This is a genomic window from Dechloromonas sp. ZS-1, assembly GCF_039649255.1.
GTDB lineage: Bacteria > Pseudomonadota > Gammaproteobacteria > Burkholderiales > Rhodocyclaceae > Azonexus.
Genome location: NZ_JBDIYD010000016.1, coordinates 26,026 through 45,374, shown reverse-complemented (window position 1 = coordinate 45,374; position 19,349 = coordinate 26,026). Strand labels below are relative to the sequence as shown.

General features: G+C 62.2%; 19 protein-coding genes and 1 tRNA gene. 6 read left to right on the top strand and 14 right to left on the bottom strand.

Annotation, left to right across the window (positions count from 1 at the left end):
* Nucleotides 1–119: 119 nt before the first annotated feature.
* Complete coding sequence (locus tag AACO21_RS14980) at nucleotides 120–1,433, top strand: carbohydrate porin (protein WP_346193330.1); 1,314 nt, start codon at nucleotides 120–122, stop codon at nucleotides 1,431–1,433.
* Here the strand turns inward: AACO21_RS14980 and AACO21_RS14975 are convergent.
* Genes AACO21_RS14975 through AACO21_RS14960 form a run of 4 tightly spaced genes read right to left on the bottom strand, consistent with a single transcriptional unit; the run spans nucleotide 1,373 to nucleotide 4,996 of the window.
* Nucleotides 1,373–2,554 (bottom strand): glycosyltransferase family 1 protein, encoded by a 1,182-nt coding sequence (locus AACO21_RS14975; RefSeq protein WP_346193329.1) that lies wholly within the window; start codon nucleotides 2,552–2,554, stop codon nucleotides 1,373–1,375. The two genes, AACO21_RS14980 and AACO21_RS14975, sit on opposite strands and share 61 nt — an antisense overlap.
* The gene (locus AACO21_RS14970; RefSeq protein ID WP_346193328.1) at nucleotides 2,551–2,970 is read right to left on the bottom strand and encodes a diacylglycerol kinase; all 420 of its coding nucleotides are present in this window, start codon (nucleotides 2,968–2,970) and stop codon (nucleotides 2,551–2,553) included. Before AACO21_RS14970 ends, AACO21_RS14975 begins: the two co-directional genes overlap by 4 nt.
* Nucleotides 2,971–3,028: 58 nt before the next feature.
* Nucleotides 3,029–4,213 carry a glycosyltransferase gene (locus AACO21_RS14965; RefSeq protein WP_346193327.1) on the bottom strand — a complete coding sequence of 395 codons (1,185 nt, stop codon included), beginning with the start codon at nucleotides 4,211–4,213 and terminating at the stop codon, nucleotides 3,029–3,031.
* Nucleotides 4,214–4,996 carry a UDP-2,3-diacylglucosamine diphosphatase gene (locus tag AACO21_RS14960; RefSeq protein ID WP_346193352.1) on the bottom strand — a complete coding sequence of 261 codons (783 nt, stop codon included), beginning with the start codon at nucleotides 4,994–4,996 and terminating at the stop codon, nucleotides 4,214–4,216.
* Nucleotides 4,997–5,141: 145 nt separating this feature from the next.
* Between AACO21_RS14960 and AACO21_RS14955 the strand changes: the two genes are divergently transcribed.
* Nucleotides 5,142–5,999 carry a transporter substrate-binding domain-containing protein gene (locus AACO21_RS14955; protein ID WP_346193326.1) on the top strand — a complete coding sequence of 286 codons (858 nt, stop codon included), beginning with the start codon at nucleotides 5,142–5,144 and terminating at the stop codon, nucleotides 5,997–5,999.
* Nucleotides 6,000–6,074: 75 nt separating this feature from the next.
* Here the strand turns inward: AACO21_RS14955 and AACO21_RS14950 are convergent.
* Nucleotides 6,075–6,150, bottom strand: a tRNA-Met gene (locus AACO21_RS14950).
* A 124-nt stretch (nucleotides 6,151–6,274) separates the two neighbouring features.
* On the opposite strand from AACO21_RS14950, the gene AACO21_RS14945 reads away from it, so the two are divergent.
* Nucleotides 6,275–7,045 carry a hypothetical protein gene (locus tag AACO21_RS14945; RefSeq protein ID WP_346193325.1) on the top strand — a complete coding sequence of 257 codons (771 nt, stop codon included), beginning with the start codon at nucleotides 6,275–6,277 and terminating at the stop codon, nucleotides 7,043–7,045.
* A 24-nt stretch (nucleotides 7,046–7,069) separates the two neighbouring features.
* Here the strand turns inward: AACO21_RS14945 and phoR are convergent, their stop codons facing one another.
* The 8 genes from phoR to AACO21_RS14905 form a co-directional block, all read right to left on the bottom strand.
* Complete coding sequence (gene phoR / locus AACO21_RS14940) at nucleotides 7,070–8,365, bottom strand: phosphate regulon sensor histidine kinase PhoR (RefSeq protein WP_346193324.1); 1,296 nt, start codon at nucleotides 8,363–8,365, stop codon at nucleotides 7,070–7,072.
* Nucleotides 8,366–8,367: 2 nt separating this feature from the next.
* Nucleotides 8,368–9,054: a phosphate regulon transcriptional regulator PhoB gene (phoB, locus tag AACO21_RS14935; protein WP_346193323.1), complete on the bottom strand. Its 687-nt coding sequence runs from the start codon at nucleotides 9,052–9,054 to the stop codon at nucleotides 8,368–8,370.
* Entirely contained in the window at nucleotides 9,051–9,746 is a 696-nt protein-coding gene (gene phoU / locus AACO21_RS14930; RefSeq protein WP_346193322.1) for a phosphate signaling complex protein PhoU, read from the bottom strand. The genes phoB and phoU overlap by 4 nt, the downstream gene beginning before the upstream one ends.
* A gap of 10 nt (nucleotides 9,747–9,756) precedes the next feature.
* Nucleotides 9,757–10,536 carry a phosphate ABC transporter ATP-binding protein PstB gene (pstB, locus tag AACO21_RS14925; RefSeq protein WP_346193321.1) on the bottom strand — a complete coding sequence of 260 codons (780 nt, stop codon included), beginning with the start codon at nucleotides 10,534–10,536 and terminating at the stop codon, nucleotides 9,757–9,759.
* Between the two features lie 55 nt (nucleotides 10,537–10,591).
* Nucleotides 10,592–11,530 carry a phosphate ABC transporter permease PstA gene (gene pstA / locus AACO21_RS14920; RefSeq protein WP_346193320.1) on the bottom strand — a complete coding sequence of 313 codons (939 nt, stop codon included), beginning with the start codon at nucleotides 11,528–11,530 and terminating at the stop codon, nucleotides 10,592–10,594.
* 2 nt (nucleotides 11,531–11,532) lie between these two features.
* Nucleotides 11,533–12,468: a phosphate ABC transporter permease subunit PstC gene (pstC, locus tag AACO21_RS14915; protein WP_346193319.1), complete on the bottom strand. Its 936-nt coding sequence runs from the start codon at nucleotides 12,466–12,468 to the stop codon at nucleotides 11,533–11,535.
* 85 nt (nucleotides 12,469–12,553) lie between these two features.
* Nucleotides 12,554–13,555 carry a PstS family phosphate ABC transporter substrate-binding protein gene (locus tag AACO21_RS14910; protein ID WP_346193318.1) on the bottom strand — a complete coding sequence of 334 codons (1,002 nt, stop codon included), beginning with the start codon at nucleotides 13,553–13,555 and terminating at the stop codon, nucleotides 12,554–12,556.
* A 99-nt stretch (nucleotides 13,556–13,654) separates the two neighbouring features.
* A complete protein-coding gene (locus AACO21_RS14905; protein ID WP_346193317.1) occupies nucleotides 13,655–14,251 on the bottom strand; it encodes a hypothetical protein in 597 nt (198 codons plus the stop codon).
* Between the two features lie 121 nt (nucleotides 14,252–14,372).
* Here AACO21_RS14905 and rpiA point away from each other — a divergent pair, with 121 nt between their 5' ends.
* On the top strand, nucleotides 14,373–15,047 hold the full coding sequence (gene rpiA / locus AACO21_RS14900; RefSeq protein WP_346193351.1) for a ribose-5-phosphate isomerase RpiA: 675 nt from the start codon (nucleotides 14,373–14,375) through the stop codon (nucleotides 15,045–15,047).
* Between the two features lie 55 nt (nucleotides 15,048–15,102).
* On the opposite strand, the gene AACO21_RS14895 is transcribed toward rpiA, so the two are convergent.
* A complete protein-coding gene (locus AACO21_RS14895) occupies nucleotides 15,103–16,941 on the bottom strand; it encodes a GGDEF domain-containing protein (RefSeq protein WP_346193316.1) in 1,839 nt (612 codons plus the stop codon).
* Nucleotides 16,942–17,106: 165 nt separating this feature from the next.
* On the opposite strand from AACO21_RS14895, the gene AACO21_RS14890 reads away from it, so the two are divergent.
* Both AACO21_RS14890 and AACO21_RS14885 read left to right on the top strand, forming a co-directional pair.
* On the top strand, nucleotides 17,107–17,349 hold the full coding sequence (locus AACO21_RS14890; RefSeq protein WP_346193315.1) for a hypothetical protein: 243 nt from the start codon (nucleotides 17,107–17,109) through the stop codon (nucleotides 17,347–17,349).
* Between the two features lie 70 nt (nucleotides 17,350–17,419).
* Nucleotides 17,420–19,333, top strand: coding sequence for a PhoX family phosphatase (locus AACO21_RS14885; RefSeq protein ID WP_346193314.1), 1,914 nt, complete (start codon nucleotides 17,420–17,422; stop codon nucleotides 19,331–19,333).
* The last annotated feature ends 16 nt before the right edge of the window (nucleotides 19,334–19,349 follow it).

The window sequence follows — 19,349 nt, the reverse complement described above, 5'->3', positions numbered from 1 at the left end:
ATTATAAAGTTCGATTTATGAAAACAATACTAAAGTCGTAGTCCATGACGTGCAGCGATGTCATCAGACAGTCATCCCCGACGAACTATAATGATGGGCTATCGTATTCTGACTGACTCATGCGCTGCCTACTCCTGACACTTGCCTGCCTGCCCTTCGTCGCACATGCCGAGACCGAGCAACCCACCGAAGCCTGGCAGGCCAAGGGGCAAGCCACCTACATCGGCCAGCACAGCAGCAGTTTCCGCTCCCCTTACAACGGCCGCAACAGTCTCAATGGGGCTGGTGAAGATGCCTATACCTTCACGAGCACTGCTTTCCTCGGCGCGCGCCTCTGGCAGGGCGGGGAAGCCTATCTGAACATTGAAGCCGGCCAGGGCGACGCGATGTCCGGCCTGACCGGCCTGGGCGGCTTCACCAATGGCGAGGCCACCCGCGCCTCCGGCAATCAGCTGAAAATCTACCGCCAGCGCGCTTTTGTCCGGCAAACCTGGGCACTGGGTCAGGACACCGAGTATCAGGCATCCGATTTCAACCAGATGGCCGGCCACGTGGCCAAGGACCGTTTCGTCCTGACCGTCGGCAACTTTTCCGTCCTCGACATCTTTGACGACAACGCCTACGCCAAGGACCCCCGCACCCAGTTCATGAACTGGGCAAACATGGCTCCGATCGCCTACGACTACGCGGCTGATGCGCGCGGCTTCGGCTGGGGTTTTGCCGGCGAGTGGTATCAGGACAATTACGTGCTGCGCTTCGGACGCATGACCGGCCCGAAAGTCCCGAATGGTCTGCCGATCGATTACCGTATCGGCAAATACTACGGCGACCAGATCGAGCTGGAGCGCCAGCACATGCTCGGCGACCAACCCGGCAAAGTCCGTCTGCTGGCCTGGCGTAACCGGGCCCAGGTGGCCCGCTACAGCGATGCGAGCCGCTGGCTCGCCAATAATCCAGGTCCGGACCAGCAGGCCATCCTGAACGTGCGCGAGGGTGCCCGCATCAAGTACGGCCTGGTCTTGAATCTGGAACAGGCCATTACCGCCGATCTCGGCGTGTTTCTGCGCCTGTCGCGCAGCGACGGCCGCACCGAAACCTACGCCTTCACCGAGGCCGACAGCGGCATGGCGACCGGTTTCGCCCTCAAGGGCAGCGCCTGGGGCCGTCCGGACGACACCTTCGGCCTGGCCTGGATGCGCAACGGCCTCTCCAAAGACCGCCGCAACTACCTGGCGCAGGGCGGGATTTCTTTCTTCATCGGCGACGGTCAACTCAATTACCGGGCCGAAAACAGCATCGAAACCTACTACAGCCTGCAAGCCACCCGTGGCCTGTGGCTGAGCGCCGGTTATCAGCGCATTGCCAACCCCGGCTACAACGCAGACCGCGGGCCTGCTGCCATCACCTCGCTGCGCGCACACGCCGAGTTCTGACCGGAGATCGCCTCGTCGAGTACGGCGAGGAAATCCTGAACCACCCGCGACCAGCTGTGCGACAGCATGCGTTCGCGGGCAGCCATCCCCAGGCGCGGCCCGCTCTGCGGTGCAGCCATCAAGTCCAGCACCGCCCGCACATAGGCCGCCTCATCCCCCGGCGCCACCACTACGCCATTCTCCCCGTTCACGATCAGGGCGGCGGCCGCTGCACTCCGATAGGCGACCACCGGCAGCCCGCTGGCCATCGCCTCGGCCACAACATTGCCGTAGGTCTCGGTCAGGCTCGGAAAGAGGAAGAGGTCGGCACTGGCGTAATGGCGGGCCAAATCCTCGCCCACCTGCTGCCCCGTGAAAAGATGTGTCGGATGGCGCGCCGCGAGCGCACTGCGGGCCGGCCCATCCCCCACCCAGACCATGCGCGCATCCGGCTGTACAGCAGCCAGCGCGGCAAAACTTGCTTCGACCAGGGCCAGGTTTTTTTCCGGGGCGAGACGTCCGACATAGAGACAGACCGGCCCACGCCCGCCCTGCAGCCAGCGCTGGCGTAGCGCCTCGCAACGCTGCTCGGGCCGATACAACTGGGTATCCACCCCCCGCCCGACCACGCGCACGCCTTGAATCCCCTCCCCGGCCAGGTCCGCCGCCAGCGCCTCGGTCGGCACCATGGTGGCCCGTGTCCGACGATGCAGGGTTCTCAGATACGCCGCCACGGCCGGGCGCAGGAACCCCAGCCCGTAGTGCACGCTGTAGCGGTCGAAATTGGTATGAAAGCCCGAGGTCACCGGGATTTTCAGGGCCCGGGCGGCGTTGACCGCCGACCAGCCCAGCGGACCTTCGGTCACCACATGCACGACATCCGGGGGCTGCTGCCGCCACAGACGCCGCAACAACCCGCCCGCCGGCAAACCGAAGCGCAAGCCCGGATAGCCGGGAATGGGCAAACTGCGGACCAGTTCATAACCCGCCTTTTCCGGCGATTCACCGCTTTGCCGGGGACGCACCACCATCACATGATGCCCCGCGGCCCGCAAGCCCTGCACCAGACGGCCCACCGTCATGGCCACGCCATTGACCTCGGGCGGATAGGTTTCCGTGACGAACACGATATTCAGGCTCATCCCAGACTCCCCGCGAGGACACAGCCCCAGACGGCCAACACGATGAGCAGGCTGACGAGCACGGCGGCACTCCCGATATCCTTGGCCCGCTTTGCCAGGCGGTGGTTTTCCAGGCTGACGCGGTCAACCACCGCCTCCACCGCAGAATTGAGCAGTTCGATGACGAGGACAAGCAGCACACTGGCCAGCATCAGCGCCCGCCCCTGCCAATCGACCGGCAGCCAGAACGCCAGGGGGATCAGGACAACCGCCAGCCAGACCTCCTGACGAAAGGCATCCTCGCAGAGATAGGCCGCCCGCAGGCCGGCCAGCGAATAGTTGAAGGCATTCCAGACACGGCGCAAGCCGGTCTTTCCCTTGAACGGGGACTCGTGTTCCGGATGAAGACCCAGAGACTCCGGGGCAGGATCGTGCATGCAAACTCCAGCTTCCGGCAGCAAGCGCCGGGCGCCCCTGCCTGCGTTGAAAAGAAAGTCAGTTCGGGACGACGGCCAGCATGTCCGGTACGGGATTGAGTCGCCCGCAGAGTTGTTCATACAGCCCTGCCAAGCGGACGCCCATCGCCGCGTCCGACCAGCTTGCCGCATACGCCTCCGCCTCCCGCGCCATGCCGGGCCACAGACCGGGATCCTTCAGGAAGGCGCCCAACTGGGTGCCAAAGGCAATCGGATCATTCGGCAGCACCCAGGCGCCACGCCCCGGGGCCAGGATGTCGACGGTCCCCATTTCGGCCTGCGCGAGAACAGGCAGACCGGCCGCCATGGCCTCCAGCAGCACCAAACCCTGCGTTTCGGTACGCGAGGCAAAGACGAAGACATCGGCGGCGGCATAGCAGGCCGGCAAGTCGGTACGCCGATCCAGATAACCGACGAAACGCACCGCGTCCTGCAAGCCCAGGCGTGCCACCTGCACCTGCAAAGCGGGCAGGGCCGGCCCTTCCCCGGCAATCAGCAGCAAGGCATCTGGACAGGCCAGACGCGCATGCCGGATGGCCTCAATGAGAAAGCCGATGTTTTTTTCGTGCGCTACCCGCCCGACAAACAAGGCGAGCGGCCGCTTCGGCGCAATCCCCAAACGGGTGCGGAAGGCCGCCCCATCCCCGCCCCGAAACTGCCCCAACGGAATCCCCGTCGGCAAAACATGCATCTGGGTGCGCACGCCGTACGCGCTCAGACGCTGCTGCATGGCGCTGGACGGCACCACCAGCGCATCGAGTGCATTGCACTGCTGCCGGGAAAAACGGCGGGCAGCCCCTTGCAACCAGGATTTCGGCAGATAGGGCAGATAGTGTTCGAAATAGGCTTCGAACAGGGTGTGATAGGTCGCCAGTACCGGCTTGCCCCACTGACGGGCGGCTTTGAGTCCGGCATAGTGCGCGGCAAACGGCGTCTGGATATGCACGACATCACACGTCCGGGCGGCGGCCTGCACCGCAGGCTGCATGGCCGACCAGCTCACCAGACGATCTTCCCGGTCCCCCGGAATGGGACGTCCTGCGACCCGATGAATCCCGGGCTCATCCGACTCGTCGCCATAACGCGGCACAACCAGTTGCACCTCGATCCCCTGCGCCATCAACACGCGACGAAAGGTTTCCATCGAGGTAGACACCCCATTCACCCGGGGGAAATAGACATCGGACACCATCAGCACACGCATTTAGACCTCCACCACATCGTCGACCGTCGGCGACACCGGGTGCGACGTCGCGGCATCCCAGGTAACCAGCTCAAGACGCCCGTCGAAGTGCTCGACGATCGCCGTACAGGAATCCACCCAATCCCCACAATTCACGTAACGCAGGCCCTCGATCTCGCGCAGCGCAGCCCAGTGGATATGGCCGCAGATGACGCCATCGAGGCCGCGCTCGCGGGCATGCCGGATGGCGGATTCCTCAAAATCGAAAATGAAATTCAGGGCCGTCTTGACCTTGCGCTTGGCGTAACCCGCCAGCGACCAGTACCCCGGCATGCCGAGCTTGCGGCGCAGCCAGGACAACCAGAGATTGAGGCGGACCAGCAACTCGTAAGCCTGATCGCCCAGCAAGGCGACCCAGCGGTGATGCCGCGTCACCTGATCGAACTGATCGCCATGGATCAGCAGGTAACGCTTGCCATCGGCGGCCTGATGGATCAGTTCATCGGCCACTTCGATATCACCGAACGCCACCCCGCAATAATCGCGCAGGGCTTCGTCGTGATTACCGGGAATGAACACCACACGCTCGCCGTGCCGCGCCCGCCGCAACACTTTCTGAACCACGGTGTTTTGTGCCGGCGTCCAGCAGATGCCCCGGCGCATGGCCCAGAAATCGATGATGTCGCCAATCAGGAAAATGTTTTCCGCCGGATGCAGGCGGAGAAAATCGAGCAAGCGCTCCGCCTGGCAGGCGCGTGTTCCGAGGTGGATGTCGGAGAGGAAGACGGATCGGACCTTGGGCATGCGCGAACGATAGAGCGCGCAGATGAAAGCCAAATGACCGCCCCATGACGTCGAGATGACACGCCCGGCCCCCGCATTTTTCACCCTTTTTCACACGAAAAAAGATCAGAATAGGCACTGTCGATTTCCACGAAGCAGCGTGCTCATGCGTCGATTTTGGCTTGCTCTGTCGCTCTTCCTGCTGACCCTACAGGCCGGCGCGGCGGAATACATCCTCCGCTATCCGCGTCACCAAGGCGATGATCCGCACGTTCCCTACATGCTGGATCTCCTGCGACTGATCGGGGAGAAGACCGGTCAGCCGCTCGATATTCGCTCAAGCGCCGACGTCATGACCCAAGGCCGGGCCGTACGCGAGTTGCAAGCAGGCACGGGACGTATCGACCTGCTCTGGGCCATGACCTCCAGCGAGCGCGAACAGGCAATCCAGCCCATTCGCATCCCGCTTTACAAGGGACTCATGGGCTGGCGCATCGCCATCGTTCAGGAAGCACAGGTAGGACTCTTCAAAGGACGTCGCGATACGGAGATTGCCCAACTGGTTGCTGGGCAATTACGCGACTGGCCGGATACCGACATTCTCAAGGCCAACCATTTCAACGTACATGTCGCGACGCAATACGATGCCTTGTTTTCGATGCTGGAGCGTGGCCGCATTCAGTATTTCCCGCGCAGTGTGGTCGAAATCTGGCAGGAGCTGCGGGTCGCCAAACAGGAAAATCTGGTTGCAGAAACACACACGGTGCTGCACTACCCGACTGCGTTTTATTTTTTCGTCAGCAAGCAGAATCCGCAACTCGCCGCCTTGCTGGAGCGCGGGCTGGAGGCCGCTATCCGGGATGGCAGTTTTGACCGGCTATTCCTGCGCCACAACCGGGATGCACTGCGACAAGCACGCCTGGAAGAGCGGCGGCGCATTGAGCTGAACAACCCTTACCTGCCGCCGGAGACACCGCTCAAGCGCAAAGAGCTGTGGTACAGCCCGCCCGCACCCAAACACTGAAGGTGGGCGCGACCCAGGCCCAGTACCGTGGACGAAAAAAAAGCCGACTCGGCGTCGACTTTGATTTCACGGCGTTGGTTGCGGGGACAGGACTTGAACCTGTGACCTTCGGGTTATGAGCCCGACGAGCTGCCAACTGCTCCACCCCGCGTCCGTCGTAGGAGCGAGATTATCGTGCATTGCAGCATTTTGGTCAAGCACGATTCCTGATTTCATCGAATTGTCACGAAAACCACCTAAGCTGCCGGCCCGTTTGACACCCTTTTTGCCGCGCCATGCCCGCCCTGCCCTTCCGTCTGAGTGCCCTGCCCCTGTTGATCAGCCTGGCCCTGCCCGTGCACGCCAACACCGCACGCGAACAGGTGCAGGAACGCCAAGCCGCGGCCGTCCTCAGCGTCGAAGCCCAGCGGCTGGGCAAGCTGCATCTGCAACAACAGCTCACCCTAAGCAGTTCGCCCGCCTTGATCCAGGAAAGCCGGCAGCGGGTTCAGGAGGCGCTGAGCCGGATCGGGCGCAGCCAGGAAGGCAATAAACGCCTGGAGCGCCTGCGCAATCAGGGCGACGCACTCATGCAGCGTCCGCTCGGCCAGGCCGCCAGCCTGCCGGAAACGCAGGATCTCGCTGAAAGCCTGAGCCTGAGTGCCAGCCAGTTGCTGGCGCGGCTTGAACCATCGGTTGACCAGCCTGCAGCCCGCCTGATCAACGATGTGGCCCGGCTCAACATGCTGCTCCAGCGCACCACTCGCCTTACCTTGCAAGCGGCCGCAGGGGATCGCAGCGTCGGGCGTCAGGTCGATATCGAACAGGCGCGCAAGGAATTTGCGCTGACCCTCGGCCAACTCGAAAAGAACCCGGAGCTGATGCCGGGCATGCGGGAGGCCGTCATGCTGGCACGCCAGCAGTGGCTCTTTTTCGACAATGCCCTGGGCCGGATCGACGACCCGCGGGCGCAGCGCAATCTGGCCAGCAGCAGCGAACGGATTTATCAGATGCTCGACAGCATCCAGACGGATGCCCTGCGCGACGTGCTAAAAACGCTGCGCTAGACAGCGTTTTCAGCAGCCCCCACCTCAACCTTGGGCGATTACCCGGTGCAAGGGGAAACGGGCGGCAAAACGGCTGCCCTTGCCGACCTCGCTACGGATATCGAGTTGGGCCTGATGACGGCCCAGCGAGTGCTTGACGATGGCCAGGCCCAGCCCGGTCCCGCCCGAATCACGCGAACGGCCACGGTCAACGCGATAGAAGCGCTCGGTCAGACGCGGGATGTGTTTGGCATCGATACCGGGCCCGGTGTCCTCGACCGCAAACTCGGCACCCAGCGGCGTCCTGTTCCAGAGAATCCGCACACGCCCACCCGGCGGGGTGTAGCGGATGGCGTTGGTGACCAGATTGCCAAAGGCGCTGACCAGTTCGGGCTCCGCCCCCAGCAGGTCGGCCTTGCCGTCGATTTCGAGCTCCACGGTATGTCGACCGCCGGAGAGGGCCTCGGCATCGCGCCGCAGCTTGTCGAGCAGGCGGCTCATGTCCACCACTTCATCCTCGGGCGGCGGCGCCGACTCGATGGATGACAAGGTCAGCAGATCCTGCACGATGGACTGCATCCGCCCGGCCTGATCGCTCATCATCTGCAGATAACGCTGGCGCTCCTCCGTATCCAGCTCGATTTCCTGCAAAGTCTCCAGAAAACCGGCAAGGACCGTCAGCGGCGTACGCAGCTCATGCGACACATTGGCCACAAAATCGCGGCGGGTCTGATCGAGCCGATCTTCCTGCGTCACATCCTTGATCTGCATGAGCCGGCGACTGCCGGCATACGGAATCACATGGATGGCATAGACCCGCTCGCGGTAACGCTCCGGGCGCAGGCTGAGCGGCCGGGAAAAATCATTGTCCGACAGATAGCGGGCAAACTCCGGCTGGCGCACGAGATTGACGATGGACTGGCCACGGTCGACCTCGATTTTGAGCCCCAATTGGGCTTCTGCCGTGCGATTGCAGAAGAGGATGTGATGCTCCAGATCGAGCAGCACGACGCCATCGGTCAGGGCCTGACCGGCAGCGATGAGCATGGCGATTTCCTGCTCGCGCTGGGCGATCTGCTGGCGCAATTCCTTCTCGTGGCGATACAGACGCCCAAAGACACCGTCCCACTCGCCCTCCCCCTCCAGGCTGGCATCCACCACCGGATGACGCGACCAGCGATCCAGACGGGCGAAATTCCGGAAGTGGAAGAGCAGTTGCAGGCCCAGCCCAAGGCAGAACACCCCCCAGCCCAGCCAGGGCGCCACAAAGTAGCCGAGCGGCACCGCCACGAGGGCGGTGGCCAGGGCAATCAACAGGGAACGGACGAGTTGTCCCGACACCCTCAGGCTCCGCGGAAGCGGTAACCGGTACCGCGCACGGTTTCGACGCGTTCGTGATGACCACTCGCTTCCAGCGCGGCGCGCAGACGACGGATATGCACATCCACCGTCCGTTCCTCGATGAAGACATGGTCGCCCCAGACTTCATCGAGCAGCTGGGCGCGGGTGTAAACGCGCTCGGCGTGGGTCATGAAGAAAAAGAGCAGGCGGAATTCCGTCGGCCCCAGTTCAACCGGGATGCCCCCGGCCAGCACGCGGTGCGTGGCCGGATTCAGGGTCAGATCGCCCACCTCGACGGCTTCACCAGCCAGATGCGGCGCACGGCGGCGCAGCACGGCGCGCACGCGGGCAACCAGTTCCTTCGGCGAGAAAGGCTTGGTGACGTAGTCATCGGCCCCGGCTTCCAGGCCCTGCACCTTGTCTTCTTCATGTACCCGCGCGGTCAGCATGATGATCGGCAGTTCGCGCGTCCGTTCAGCGGCACGGATCTTCTTGGCCAGCGCCACACCGGACTGTCCCGGCAACATCCAGTCGAGGATGACCAGATCCGGCAACGCGGCGCGGATGGCGGACTCGCCTTCTTCGGCGCTGCCGGCACGCACGACCAGAAAGCCGGCGTGCTTGAGGTTGATGGTGACGAGTTCCTGAATGGCCGGTTCGTCTTCAACGACCAGAATCGTCGGGGTCACGCTTCACTCCCTTTGTTTTTCATGTGGCGGATATCACGCCCTTCCACGATGAAAATAACATGCTCGGCCACATTCTTGGCATGGTCGCCGATGCGCTCGACTGCACGGGCAATCCAGATGATGTCCATGGCCGTGGTGATGGTGCGCGGGTCTTCCATCATGTGCGTGATCAGCTGGCGCATGATCGACTTGAATTCGACATCGACGTCGTCATCGGCACGGATGACCGAGGCCGCCTGGGCCGCATCAAGACGGGCAAAGGCATCCAGGGCCTGGCGGATCATTGCCAGGGCGGCTTCTGCAATGTGACGGACACCGACGCCATACTGCGACGGCATGTGGCCGGCTTCATAAATCCGGCGCACGCCCTTGGCGATTTTCTTGGCTTCGTCACCGGCCCGTTCAAGGTCGGTCACGATCTTGCTGATGCCGAACACCAGACGCAGGTCGGAGGCCGCCGGCTGGCGCTTGGCGATGATGTGGGCGCAATCGTCGTCGATGGCCTTTTCCAGGTCATTGACCTTGCGGTCCGACTCGACGATCGTTTTCACGCTCGCCACTTCACCGCTGGAATACGCCTCGATGGCAGCGGAAACCTGGGTCTCGACCAGGCCGCCCATCTGCAGCACATGCGTGCGCAGGCGGGAGAGTTCTTCGTCGTACTGGCTGGACAGATGCTGGCTTTCGTTCATGTCGTTCTCCTCAGCCCATGCGGCCGGTAATGTAGTCCTCGGTGCGCTTGTCCTTCGGCTTGATGAAGATTTCATCGGTCTTGCCGAATTCGATCAACTCGCCCAGATACATGTAGGCGGTGTAATCGGAGACGCGGGCAGCCTGCTGCATGTTGTGCGTCACGATCAGGATGGTGACGCGCTTCTTGAGTTCATGCACCAGTTCTTCGATGGCGCCGGTGGCGATCGGGTCCAGGGCCGAGGTCGGCTCGTCGAACAGGAGCAGTTCCGGATCGGTGGCCAGGGCGCGGGCGATGCACAGACGCTGCTGCTGACCGCCGGAGAGGTTGGATGCCAGGTCGTGCAGGCGATCTTTCACTTCTTCCCAGAGGGCGCCGCCCTTCAGGGCATGTTCAACCTTGTCGTCGAGCACGCGCTTGTTGTTTTCGCCACGCACACGCAGACCGTAGGCGACGTTTTCGTAGATCGACTTCGGGAAGGGGTTCGGCTTCTGGAACACCATGCCGACGCGCATGCGCACTTCGATCGGATCGACCTCCGGTGCCAGCAGGTTGGTGTTGTCCGGGTAGAAGCGGATTTCGCCTTCGTAGCGATTGCCCGGGTACAAGTCGTGCATGCGGTTGAAGCTGCGCAGGTAGGTCGATTTGCCGCAACCGGAAGGGCCGATCAGGGCGGTGACCTTCTTGTCGTAGATCGGCATGTTGATGCCCTTCAGGGCCTTCGCTTCGCCGTAATAGAAGTTGAGGTTACGGGCTTCCGCCTTCAGGGTCGGTTGGTCGTGAATCTGCATTGGAGACTCCATATCGTATTCGTTTTCGGGTGGTTTTCCGGGGTTGACCGTCGGATTACCACTTGATGTTCTTGCGCATCTTGTAGCGCAGCCAGATGGCGATGCCGTTCATCGACAGCACCATGACCATCAGGACAAAACCTGCAGCGGCGGCATTCACTTCGAAGGCCGGGTCCGGACGCGAGGTCCAGTTGAAGATCTGGATCGGCATCACGGTGAAGGGCGACATCAGCCACTCAAACAAGCCTGCGGTGGCCCCCATTTCCGTCGCAGTGAAAGGCAGCGGCGGCAGGAAGGCGATGAAGGTCAGCGCGCCAATCGTGATGATCGGTGCCGTTTCCCCGATGGCGCGGGCCAGACCGATGATGACGCCGGTCAGGATACCGGGCATGGCATACGGAATGATGTGGTAACGGCAGGTTTGCCAGCGGGTCGCACCGCAGCCCATCGAGGCTTCACGGATGGCGACGGGAATGGCCCGGATGGCCTCGCGGGTCGACACGATGACGATGGGCAGGATCAGGAGCGCCAGGGTCAGGCCGGCAGTCAGGATGCTTTGCCCGAAGCCGAACTGGTAGACGAAGATCCCGAGCGAGAGGAGACCGTACACAATCGACGGCACGGCGGCCAGGTTGGTGATGTTGATCTCGATGATTTCCGTCACCCAATTGCGCTTGGCGTACTCCTCGAGATACACCCCCGCCGCCACGCCCAGCGGAACGGCCGCAAAGGCGGTCACGGTCATGACCAGCAGGGAGCCCACCCAGGCGGACAGGATGCCGGCCTGCGTGGCGCGTCGCGACGCAAAATTCATGAAGAAATCGAGATTCAGGCGTTCCGAGCCGCGCATCACCATGTCCCCGACGAGCAGGAAAATGATGACGAGGCCCAGGCCCAGGAAGAAGATCCCGAGCGCCTTGAACAGCGTGTCCTTGAGCTTGCCCTTGGCAATCAGGGCGCGGATTTCGTCGGTGGTCAGTGCAGTCTGTTGCATGATTAATAGTTCTCCCGGAACTTGCGGCGCAGCCACTGGCCGAGGATGTTGAAACAGAGCGTGATCAGGATCAGGGTCAGTCCGGCAGCGAAGATGGTCTGATAGCCGATCGAGCCGTGCGGCAAATCACCCAGGGCCACCTGCACGATGAAGGAGGTGATGGTCGCAGCCGGTTCGGCCGGGTTCCAGGTCAGGTTCGGCTGCATCCCGGCGGCCACAGCCAGAATCATGGTCTCGCCCACGGCGCGGGAAATGGCCAGGATGTAGGAAGCAGCCAGACCGGAGAAAGCGGCCGGGACGACCACGGTGATCGCCGTGTGCAGGCGGGTCGCGCCCATCGCATACGCCCCTTCGCGCAGGCTCATCGGCACGGCGCGCATGGCATCTTCAGACAGGGAGGCGATGTAAGGCACGATCATGATGCCCATGACCAGACCGGCGGAGAGCAGGGAGAAACCCGGCAATTCCGGGAAAACCTTCTGCAAGAGCGGGGTCACCATGAGCAGGGCAAAGTAACCAAAGACGATGGTCGGGATGCCGCCCAGCAGTTCGAGAATGGGCTTGGCCACCTCGCGCACCTTGCCACCGGCAAATTCGGAGAGGTAGATGGCGATCACGGTGCCCATCGGGATGGCCACTGCAAGGGCCACGAAGGAAGAGACAACGGTACCCGAGACCAGCACCATGATGCCGAAGTGGGCATCATCAAACAGGGGCGTCCATTGGGTATCGGTCAGAAAATCGACAATGCTGACATTCTGGAAAAAATGGATCGATTCGGTCACCAGAACGTAGATGATCCCGACCGTCGTCAGCACGGAGACAGCGGCTGCCGAGAAGAGCAGCATTTCGATGATGCGCTCGCTGGTGTGGCGCATTGCATTCTTGGCCAGACGGTCACTGACGACCGGCACATCGGAAGGCGTATTGGCAGACATGGTTTGATTCACAGAAGAGTCCTTTCGGGATCGGGGCGACCACACGGCCGCCCCGCGCGCCTGGCGGTATTCCGCCAGCGCCAGATTACATCTTGGCTTCGCGCTTCATCAGCTCTTCGATGGTGATGCCCACTTCATTGTGGCCACCGAAGACGGTCCCGACCTTGTTCTTCTTCACGTGCTCCAGGTTGCCGGTGTAAGCGGCGGCCGGCAGCGGTACATACTTCACTTCCTTGGTCAGCTTGGCGCCGTTCTTCATGTAGAACTCGACGAACTCCTTGACCTCCGGCTTCTGCAGGGACTTGGCCTTGACGTAAATGAAGATCGGGCGGGAGAGCGGCTGGTAGGTACCCTTGATCACCGCCTCTTCGGACGGAGCAACGGCAGCACCGCCCTTCGGCGAGACGATCGGCAGCGCCTTCAGCTTGGCCTGGTTTTCTGCGTAGTAGGCGTAACCGAAGTAACCGATGGCATTGACGTCACGCGACACACCTTGCACGAGGACGTTATCGTCTTCCGAGGCGGTATAGTCGCCACGCGAAGACTTGGCCTTGCCGACGATGGCTTCGGTGAAGTATTCGAAGGTGCCCGAGTCGGCGCCAGCACCAAACAGCTTGATCGGCGCATCCGGGTAAGCCGGGTTGATCTGGTTCCAGCGCGTGATCTTGCCCTGAGCAGCCGGCTCCCACATGGCCTTCAGCTCTTCGAGCTTGCCTTCCTTGAGGAAGGTGTTTTTCGGGTTGATGACGACGGTCAGGGCGTCAAAAGCAACCGGCATTTCGAAGTACTCGACGCCAGCGGCCTTGCAGTCTTCCATTTCTTTCTTGGTGATCGGACGGGACGCATTGGAGATGTCGGTCTCGTCACGGCAGAATTTCTTGAAACCGCCGCCGGTACCGGAAATACCGACCGTCACCTTGATGGCGTTCTTCTTGGCCTTCTGGAATTCTTCGGCAACAGCTTCGGTGATCGGATACACGGTCGAAGAACCGTCGATCTTGATGACCTGAGCGTGGGCGGCCTGAGCACCCAGAAGGGCGACACCGGCAACGGTCAGGGCAGAAAACAGCTTGGATTGCTTGAACATGTGGAACTCCTGCACGGGGTTGGTATGAGGACCCGTGCAGGTTACTCAGGCTTTATTACAGCGCCGTGACAGACTGTAATATTTCGGAATCCGGCCGCCTTACTTGGCCGGACGCCCCGTCTTGATGCGCTCCACACGGCCCATCACGGCCTTCAGCTCAGCATCGTTGAGGGCAGCCAGCGCAGCAATCCCACCCCGCAGCAGCTCGCTTTTCTTGACCGGATTGCCCAAGGCCTGCATGCGCTTCTTGAGCTCGGCAATGCGTCCGTATTCCGTTTCCGGCATGGCGAAACTATCGCGCACCAGCTTGGGCTTACGCGTTTTTTCCGGTTTGGCTTCAAGCTTGGCTGCTTTGGCAGGCTTGACCCCCTTATCCGCCTTGGCCGGTTTTTCCTGCTTGGCAGCCTTCTCGGCCTTGGCCGGCTTGTCGCCCTGAACCGCCACCGCGACCGGTTTGGCCGGCGTCGGCTTGGCCGTTGCCTTCACCACCGGTTTGGCGCGGGCAGCCGGTGCACGGCTCGCGGGCTTGGCGGCGGTCTGCGCGGCCGCAATGGTCGCCTGGTTTTGTTCTGCAACCTGCTCGACAGCCGGCGTCACCACAGGCTTGTCCACGCTGGCCGGCGCCGGCTTGGCGGCAACCGGTTTAACCGGTGCAGACGGGGCTTTCGCGGCAACAGGCTTCTTGGTCTGGCTCATGCAATTCTCCTAAAAAACGGTATAAACAGTTTATACCGTTCAAATAGGTGTGTTTATGAAATTTTTTTGACAAACCGAAGCCTGTAAAATGCGCCCAACCCCCAATCAGGAGCATTTCCGCATGACCCAGGACGAACTCAAACAAGCCGTCGGCCAGGCCGCCGCCGATTATGTCGCTGCCAACACACCGGCAGGCTGCATCATCGGCGTCGGCACCGGCTCGACCGCCAACTGCTTCATCGATACGCTGGCCCCGATCAAGCATCACTTCCGGGGTGCCGTGGCCAGTTCGGAAGCCACCCGCAAACGCCTCGAAGGCCACGGCATTCCGGTCTTGGACCTGAATGACGTGAGCGAGATGCCGATCTATGTCGACGGTGCGGATGAAATCGATGCCGGCCTGAACATGATCAAGGGCGGCGGCGGCGCACTGACGCGCGAGAAAATCGTCGCGGCCGTGGCCACGACTTTCGTCTGCATTTGCGATGCGTCCAAGCAGGTTGCCACGATGGGCAAATTCCCCCTGCCGGTCGAAGTCATTCCGATGGCCAAGGCCCATGTCGCCCGCGCCCTGGCCAAGCTCGGCGGTCAACCGGTGGAACGGGCCGGATTTGTCACCGATAACGGCAATGTGATCCTCGATGTGCATGGCCTGTCGATCACCGACCCGAAGGGGCTGGAAGCACAGATCAACCAGATCACCGGCGTCGTGACCAACGGTCTGTTTGCCTGCCGCCCGGCCAACCTGCTGCTGCTCGGTACGCCCGACGGCGTGCACAGCGTGACGGCTGCCTGAGCTTAAGCACCCCCGACACAATCCAAAAGCCCGGCTACTGGCCGGGCTTTTGACTTCAGTTCCAGCAACGCTGCGGTGCCAGGCTGGTCAGCTCACCCCCGGCACCAATCCGGCGCCGTTCGACAAAGAGGCTCCCCGGCAACTTGCCCGGTTGCTCCTTCGCCTGTTTCTTGGCCTGTTTTTTAGCGACGGAAGCCGCGGCCGCCACCTCGCGGTGCGATTCGCACTCACCCGGCCCGATCCGTACCGCGCCGACGGACAAACTCGGCAAGGTCTGGAACATCAACTCCCCCCGGCGGTTTTCTGCCATGTAGCCGCTCTGAGCACGCTCATCCTGCGACAACAAACTGGCCACCTGCGCCGAAAAGGCTTCGACCAGTTCCCAGCAGCGCACTTCCCAGTCCGCACTCTGGAAAATCACAAAGAAATCGTCACCCCCGATGTGGCCGACAAAATCCAGGCGGGTGTCGCACATCTTGCAGATCAGGTTGCCCAGCAACTGGATCACATCGTCCCCCCGGCGATAGCCAAAGGTATCGTTGAACGGCTTGAAGTTATCGATATCGACATACGCGGCCACGAAGGCCGTCCCGGTTTCCAGCATGCGGTCGATGTGCTCGTTGATCGGCACATTGCCCGGCAACTGGGTCAGCGGGTTGGCGTAACGGGCGGCACTGATCTGCATCTCGGTAATGGTGCCCATCAGATCATGGCTGCAGCCCACCCCGAGATAGCCGTTTTCATCGGTCACGATGAAACCGTCGAGCAGATAACGCTTGGGGGCCAGGGACAGCATCATTGCCAGTTCCTGAATGGTCGCATGTTGATCCACCACCAGCGGCGCGGGGTCCATGAACAGCTCACAACTCCGGCGCCCGTACAACTCCTTGCGGAAAGGCCGGGCAAAACGGTCAATCATGGAATTCCGGTTGATCATGCCGACCGGCTGGTTGCCATACACGACCGGCAGGACATCCAGTTCGGGATCGGCCTCGAAACGGGCAATCACCTCGGTGTTACACGTCCCGGCCTGCACCGCTTCGATCGGATGACAGAGCGTGCGTGCCGTGGGCATCTTGCCCGCCACCAGACCGCTCGGGCTGAGGCTCAGACGCTGCTGCGCGAGGGCATTCTGGACATTCCAGGAGAGCGCACGTTGCGGTGAAGTGGCGGGACGCTCGATGAACCAGCCCTGCCCGCACGCAATCCCCATGTCACGCAGACAGGAAAAATCCTCGACCCGCTCGATCCCCTCGGCCACCAGGGAGGCATGGCAGATTTCGGCCAGATCCTGCATGGCCCGGACAAAGTGGTACTTGATCCGGTCATCGGCAATGCCATGCACGAAATGGCGGTCGATCTTGACGAATTCAGGGCGCAGCTCCGACCACATGCGCAGGTTGGCAAAACCCTCGCCCAGATCGTCGATGGCGATCTGGAAGCCACGTCCGCGATAGTGCTGCAAGGCCTCGTGAATCCCCGGCACTTCGGCAATCTGCTGATTCTCGGTGAGTTCGATGACGATCCGGTTGGGCGCGATGCCCAGTTCGGCCAGCAACTCGCGGGTCTGTCCGTTCATCAGGCGATGGTCGAGCAGACAACTCGGCGTCACATTGAGAAACAGGCGCCCGGGCAAGGCCAGGGCGGCAAAGGCGCGCAGGCTGGCTTCGCGGCAGAGATGTTCCAGATCTGCCATGCGGCCGGCACGCTGGGCAGCGGCAAAAAGGGCATTCGGCATGGCCAGCGGCGAGCCCTTCGGCCCCCGGATCAGTGCTTCGTAGCCCAGGATGGAGCGCACGCGAAAATCGATGATGGGTTGAAATACGGGATACAGCAGTCCCTCATCGAGGATCCGGTTCAATTCGCTGACTTCGTCGTCCATCAGGACAATCATGGTGCAACCTGTGTTCTGGCAAAAAGGAGCGGTCGAGTTTAGGAAGGGAATATTTCAGCCCCATGACCTTTTTCTGCGCGGTGCTTTCAAAAACTGTCATGGGGCTGAAATATCGGCTTATCATGCTATGACCGCTGCAAGTCCTTTCTTGTTGACGAGGCCGAGATGACGGAAACACTGTTTTGCTACTGCTGCCGTGTTCACCATCCGAAGTCGCAGATGCGACTCTTCCGGACAGCCATGGGCAATCGCTGGCGTTGCATCCGCAGCATCGAGGCGGCCACCGCCCCCAGTTGCGAACGCGATGCCTTCGGCCGTCGCCAGACCGAGCAGAACCGCCAGGAAGCCCGCACCATGGCGGAACAGCGTCAGCGTCTGCAACAGGAATTCGAACGCAATACGACCTGAAGCGACCTTCACGGCACTGCAACATTTCTGCTGGATATTGGCGGGCAACACTTCTTGAGTTTCCCGCACCATGTCCAACACCTGCTTCGATCCGCTTGATCTGTCCGCCGACCACGACGGCCTCGCCAATCCCTTCCGCCGCCGCCTACTCGCTGCGGGGGCCCTCGGCCTGAGCACGGCAAGCCTGCCCTTGAGCAGCCTCGCCGCCAGCGTCGGACGGGCGCAAGGCAGTCTCTTCGATTTACCCCCGCTGGCGGCCTCGACCGCCGACGCCGTGCGTGTGGCCCCCGGTCTCAAGGTCGATCTGCTCTACGCCTGGGGCGATGCGATTTCGGATGGCCCGAATGCCCGACCGGACGCCAGCGACAGCGCCGCCGACCAGGCGCGCCAGGCCGGCATGCACCATGACGGCATGCACTTCTTCCCCTTTATTGAACACGGCAAGCCCTCTTCCAGCCACGGCCTGCTCTGCATCAACCACGAATACACCGACGACGGCCTGCTGCACACCGACGGTCAACAGACCTGGAATGCCGAAAAAGTCAGCAAATCGAAAGCGGCACATGGCGTCTCGGTCATCGAGGTCAGGCTTGAGCAGGGGCGCTGGCAGGTCGTGCGCCCCTCCCGCTGGGCGCGCCGCATCACGGCAGACACGCCCTGCCGCCTGGCCGGCCCGGCCCGTGCGCATCCGGCCATGCTGACGCAGCAGGACCGACGCGGCGAATTCGTGCTCGGCACGTTCAACAATTGCGCCATGGGCGTGACCCCTTGGGGGACTTACCTGACCTGCGAAGAGAATTTCAACGGCTACTTCAAGGGGCCACGCCAACCCAGCCCGGATCAGCGCCGCTACGGCCTGACCGAGCAGGGCTTCGGTTTCCGCTGGCACGAGTTCGATGAACGCTTCGACACCAATCGCCACCCGAACGAGCCCAACCGTTTCGGCTGGGTGGTCGAAATCGACCCCTGGCGCCCGGACCAGCCGCCGGTCAAGCGCACAGCCCTGGGCCGCTTCAAGCACGAAGGCGCCACCGTCACCCAAGCCAAGGATGGCCGCATCGTGGTGTACATGGGCGATGATGAACGCTTCGAGTATGTTTATAAGTTCGTCAGCAAGGCGCGCTACCAGCCGGGCAAAAGCGACACGGCACAGCTACTCGACGACGGCACCCTCTACGTTGCCCGCTTCGAGGAAGATGGCAGCGGCCAGTGGCTGCCGCTCCGCCATGGCGAGCGCTTTGCCAAAGGTGCCTTGAATTCGGAAGCCGGCTTTCACAACCAAGGTGACGTCGTGATTCGCTGTCGCCAGGCGGCCGATATCGCCGGCGCCACACCGATGGATCGCCCGGAGTGGATCGCGGTGCATCCGGTGAGCGGCGAGGTGTATGTCACGCTGACCAACAACAGCGAGCGCGGCAAAACTGATCGCGTCGGCCCCGATGCCGCCAATCCCCGCGCCCACAACATTCACGGCCACATTGTCCGCTGGCGTGAAGCCGATGGCGACGCAACGGCCCTGCGCTTCAACTGGGACATTTTTGCGCTGGCCGGCGACCCGGCCCAGACCCAGGGCAGCACGATCCGCGGCGATGCCTTTTCCTGCCCGGATGGCCTCTGGTTCGACCCGAGCGGGCAACTCTGGATCCAGACGGACGTCTCCAGTGGCGTGCTCAACCAGGGCGATTTCAAAACCTTCGGCAACAACCAGATGCTGGTTGCGGATGTGAAGACCGGCCAGACCCGCCGCGTCCTCACCGGACCGCTCGGGTGCGAATTGACCGGCATCACGGCCACACCGGATGGGCGCAGCCTTTTCGTGAATATCCAGCACCCGGGCGAAACGCCCAGCGAGCGTACCGATCCAAGCCTGCCCACCGCCCGTTCAGGCTGGCCGGCCAACCAGTTTCCCCATGCCACCGGCGGACGCCCGCGTTCCGCCACCATCATCATTACCCGACAGGATGGCCACCCCGTGGCCGGCTAAACCCACAAGGAGCAGT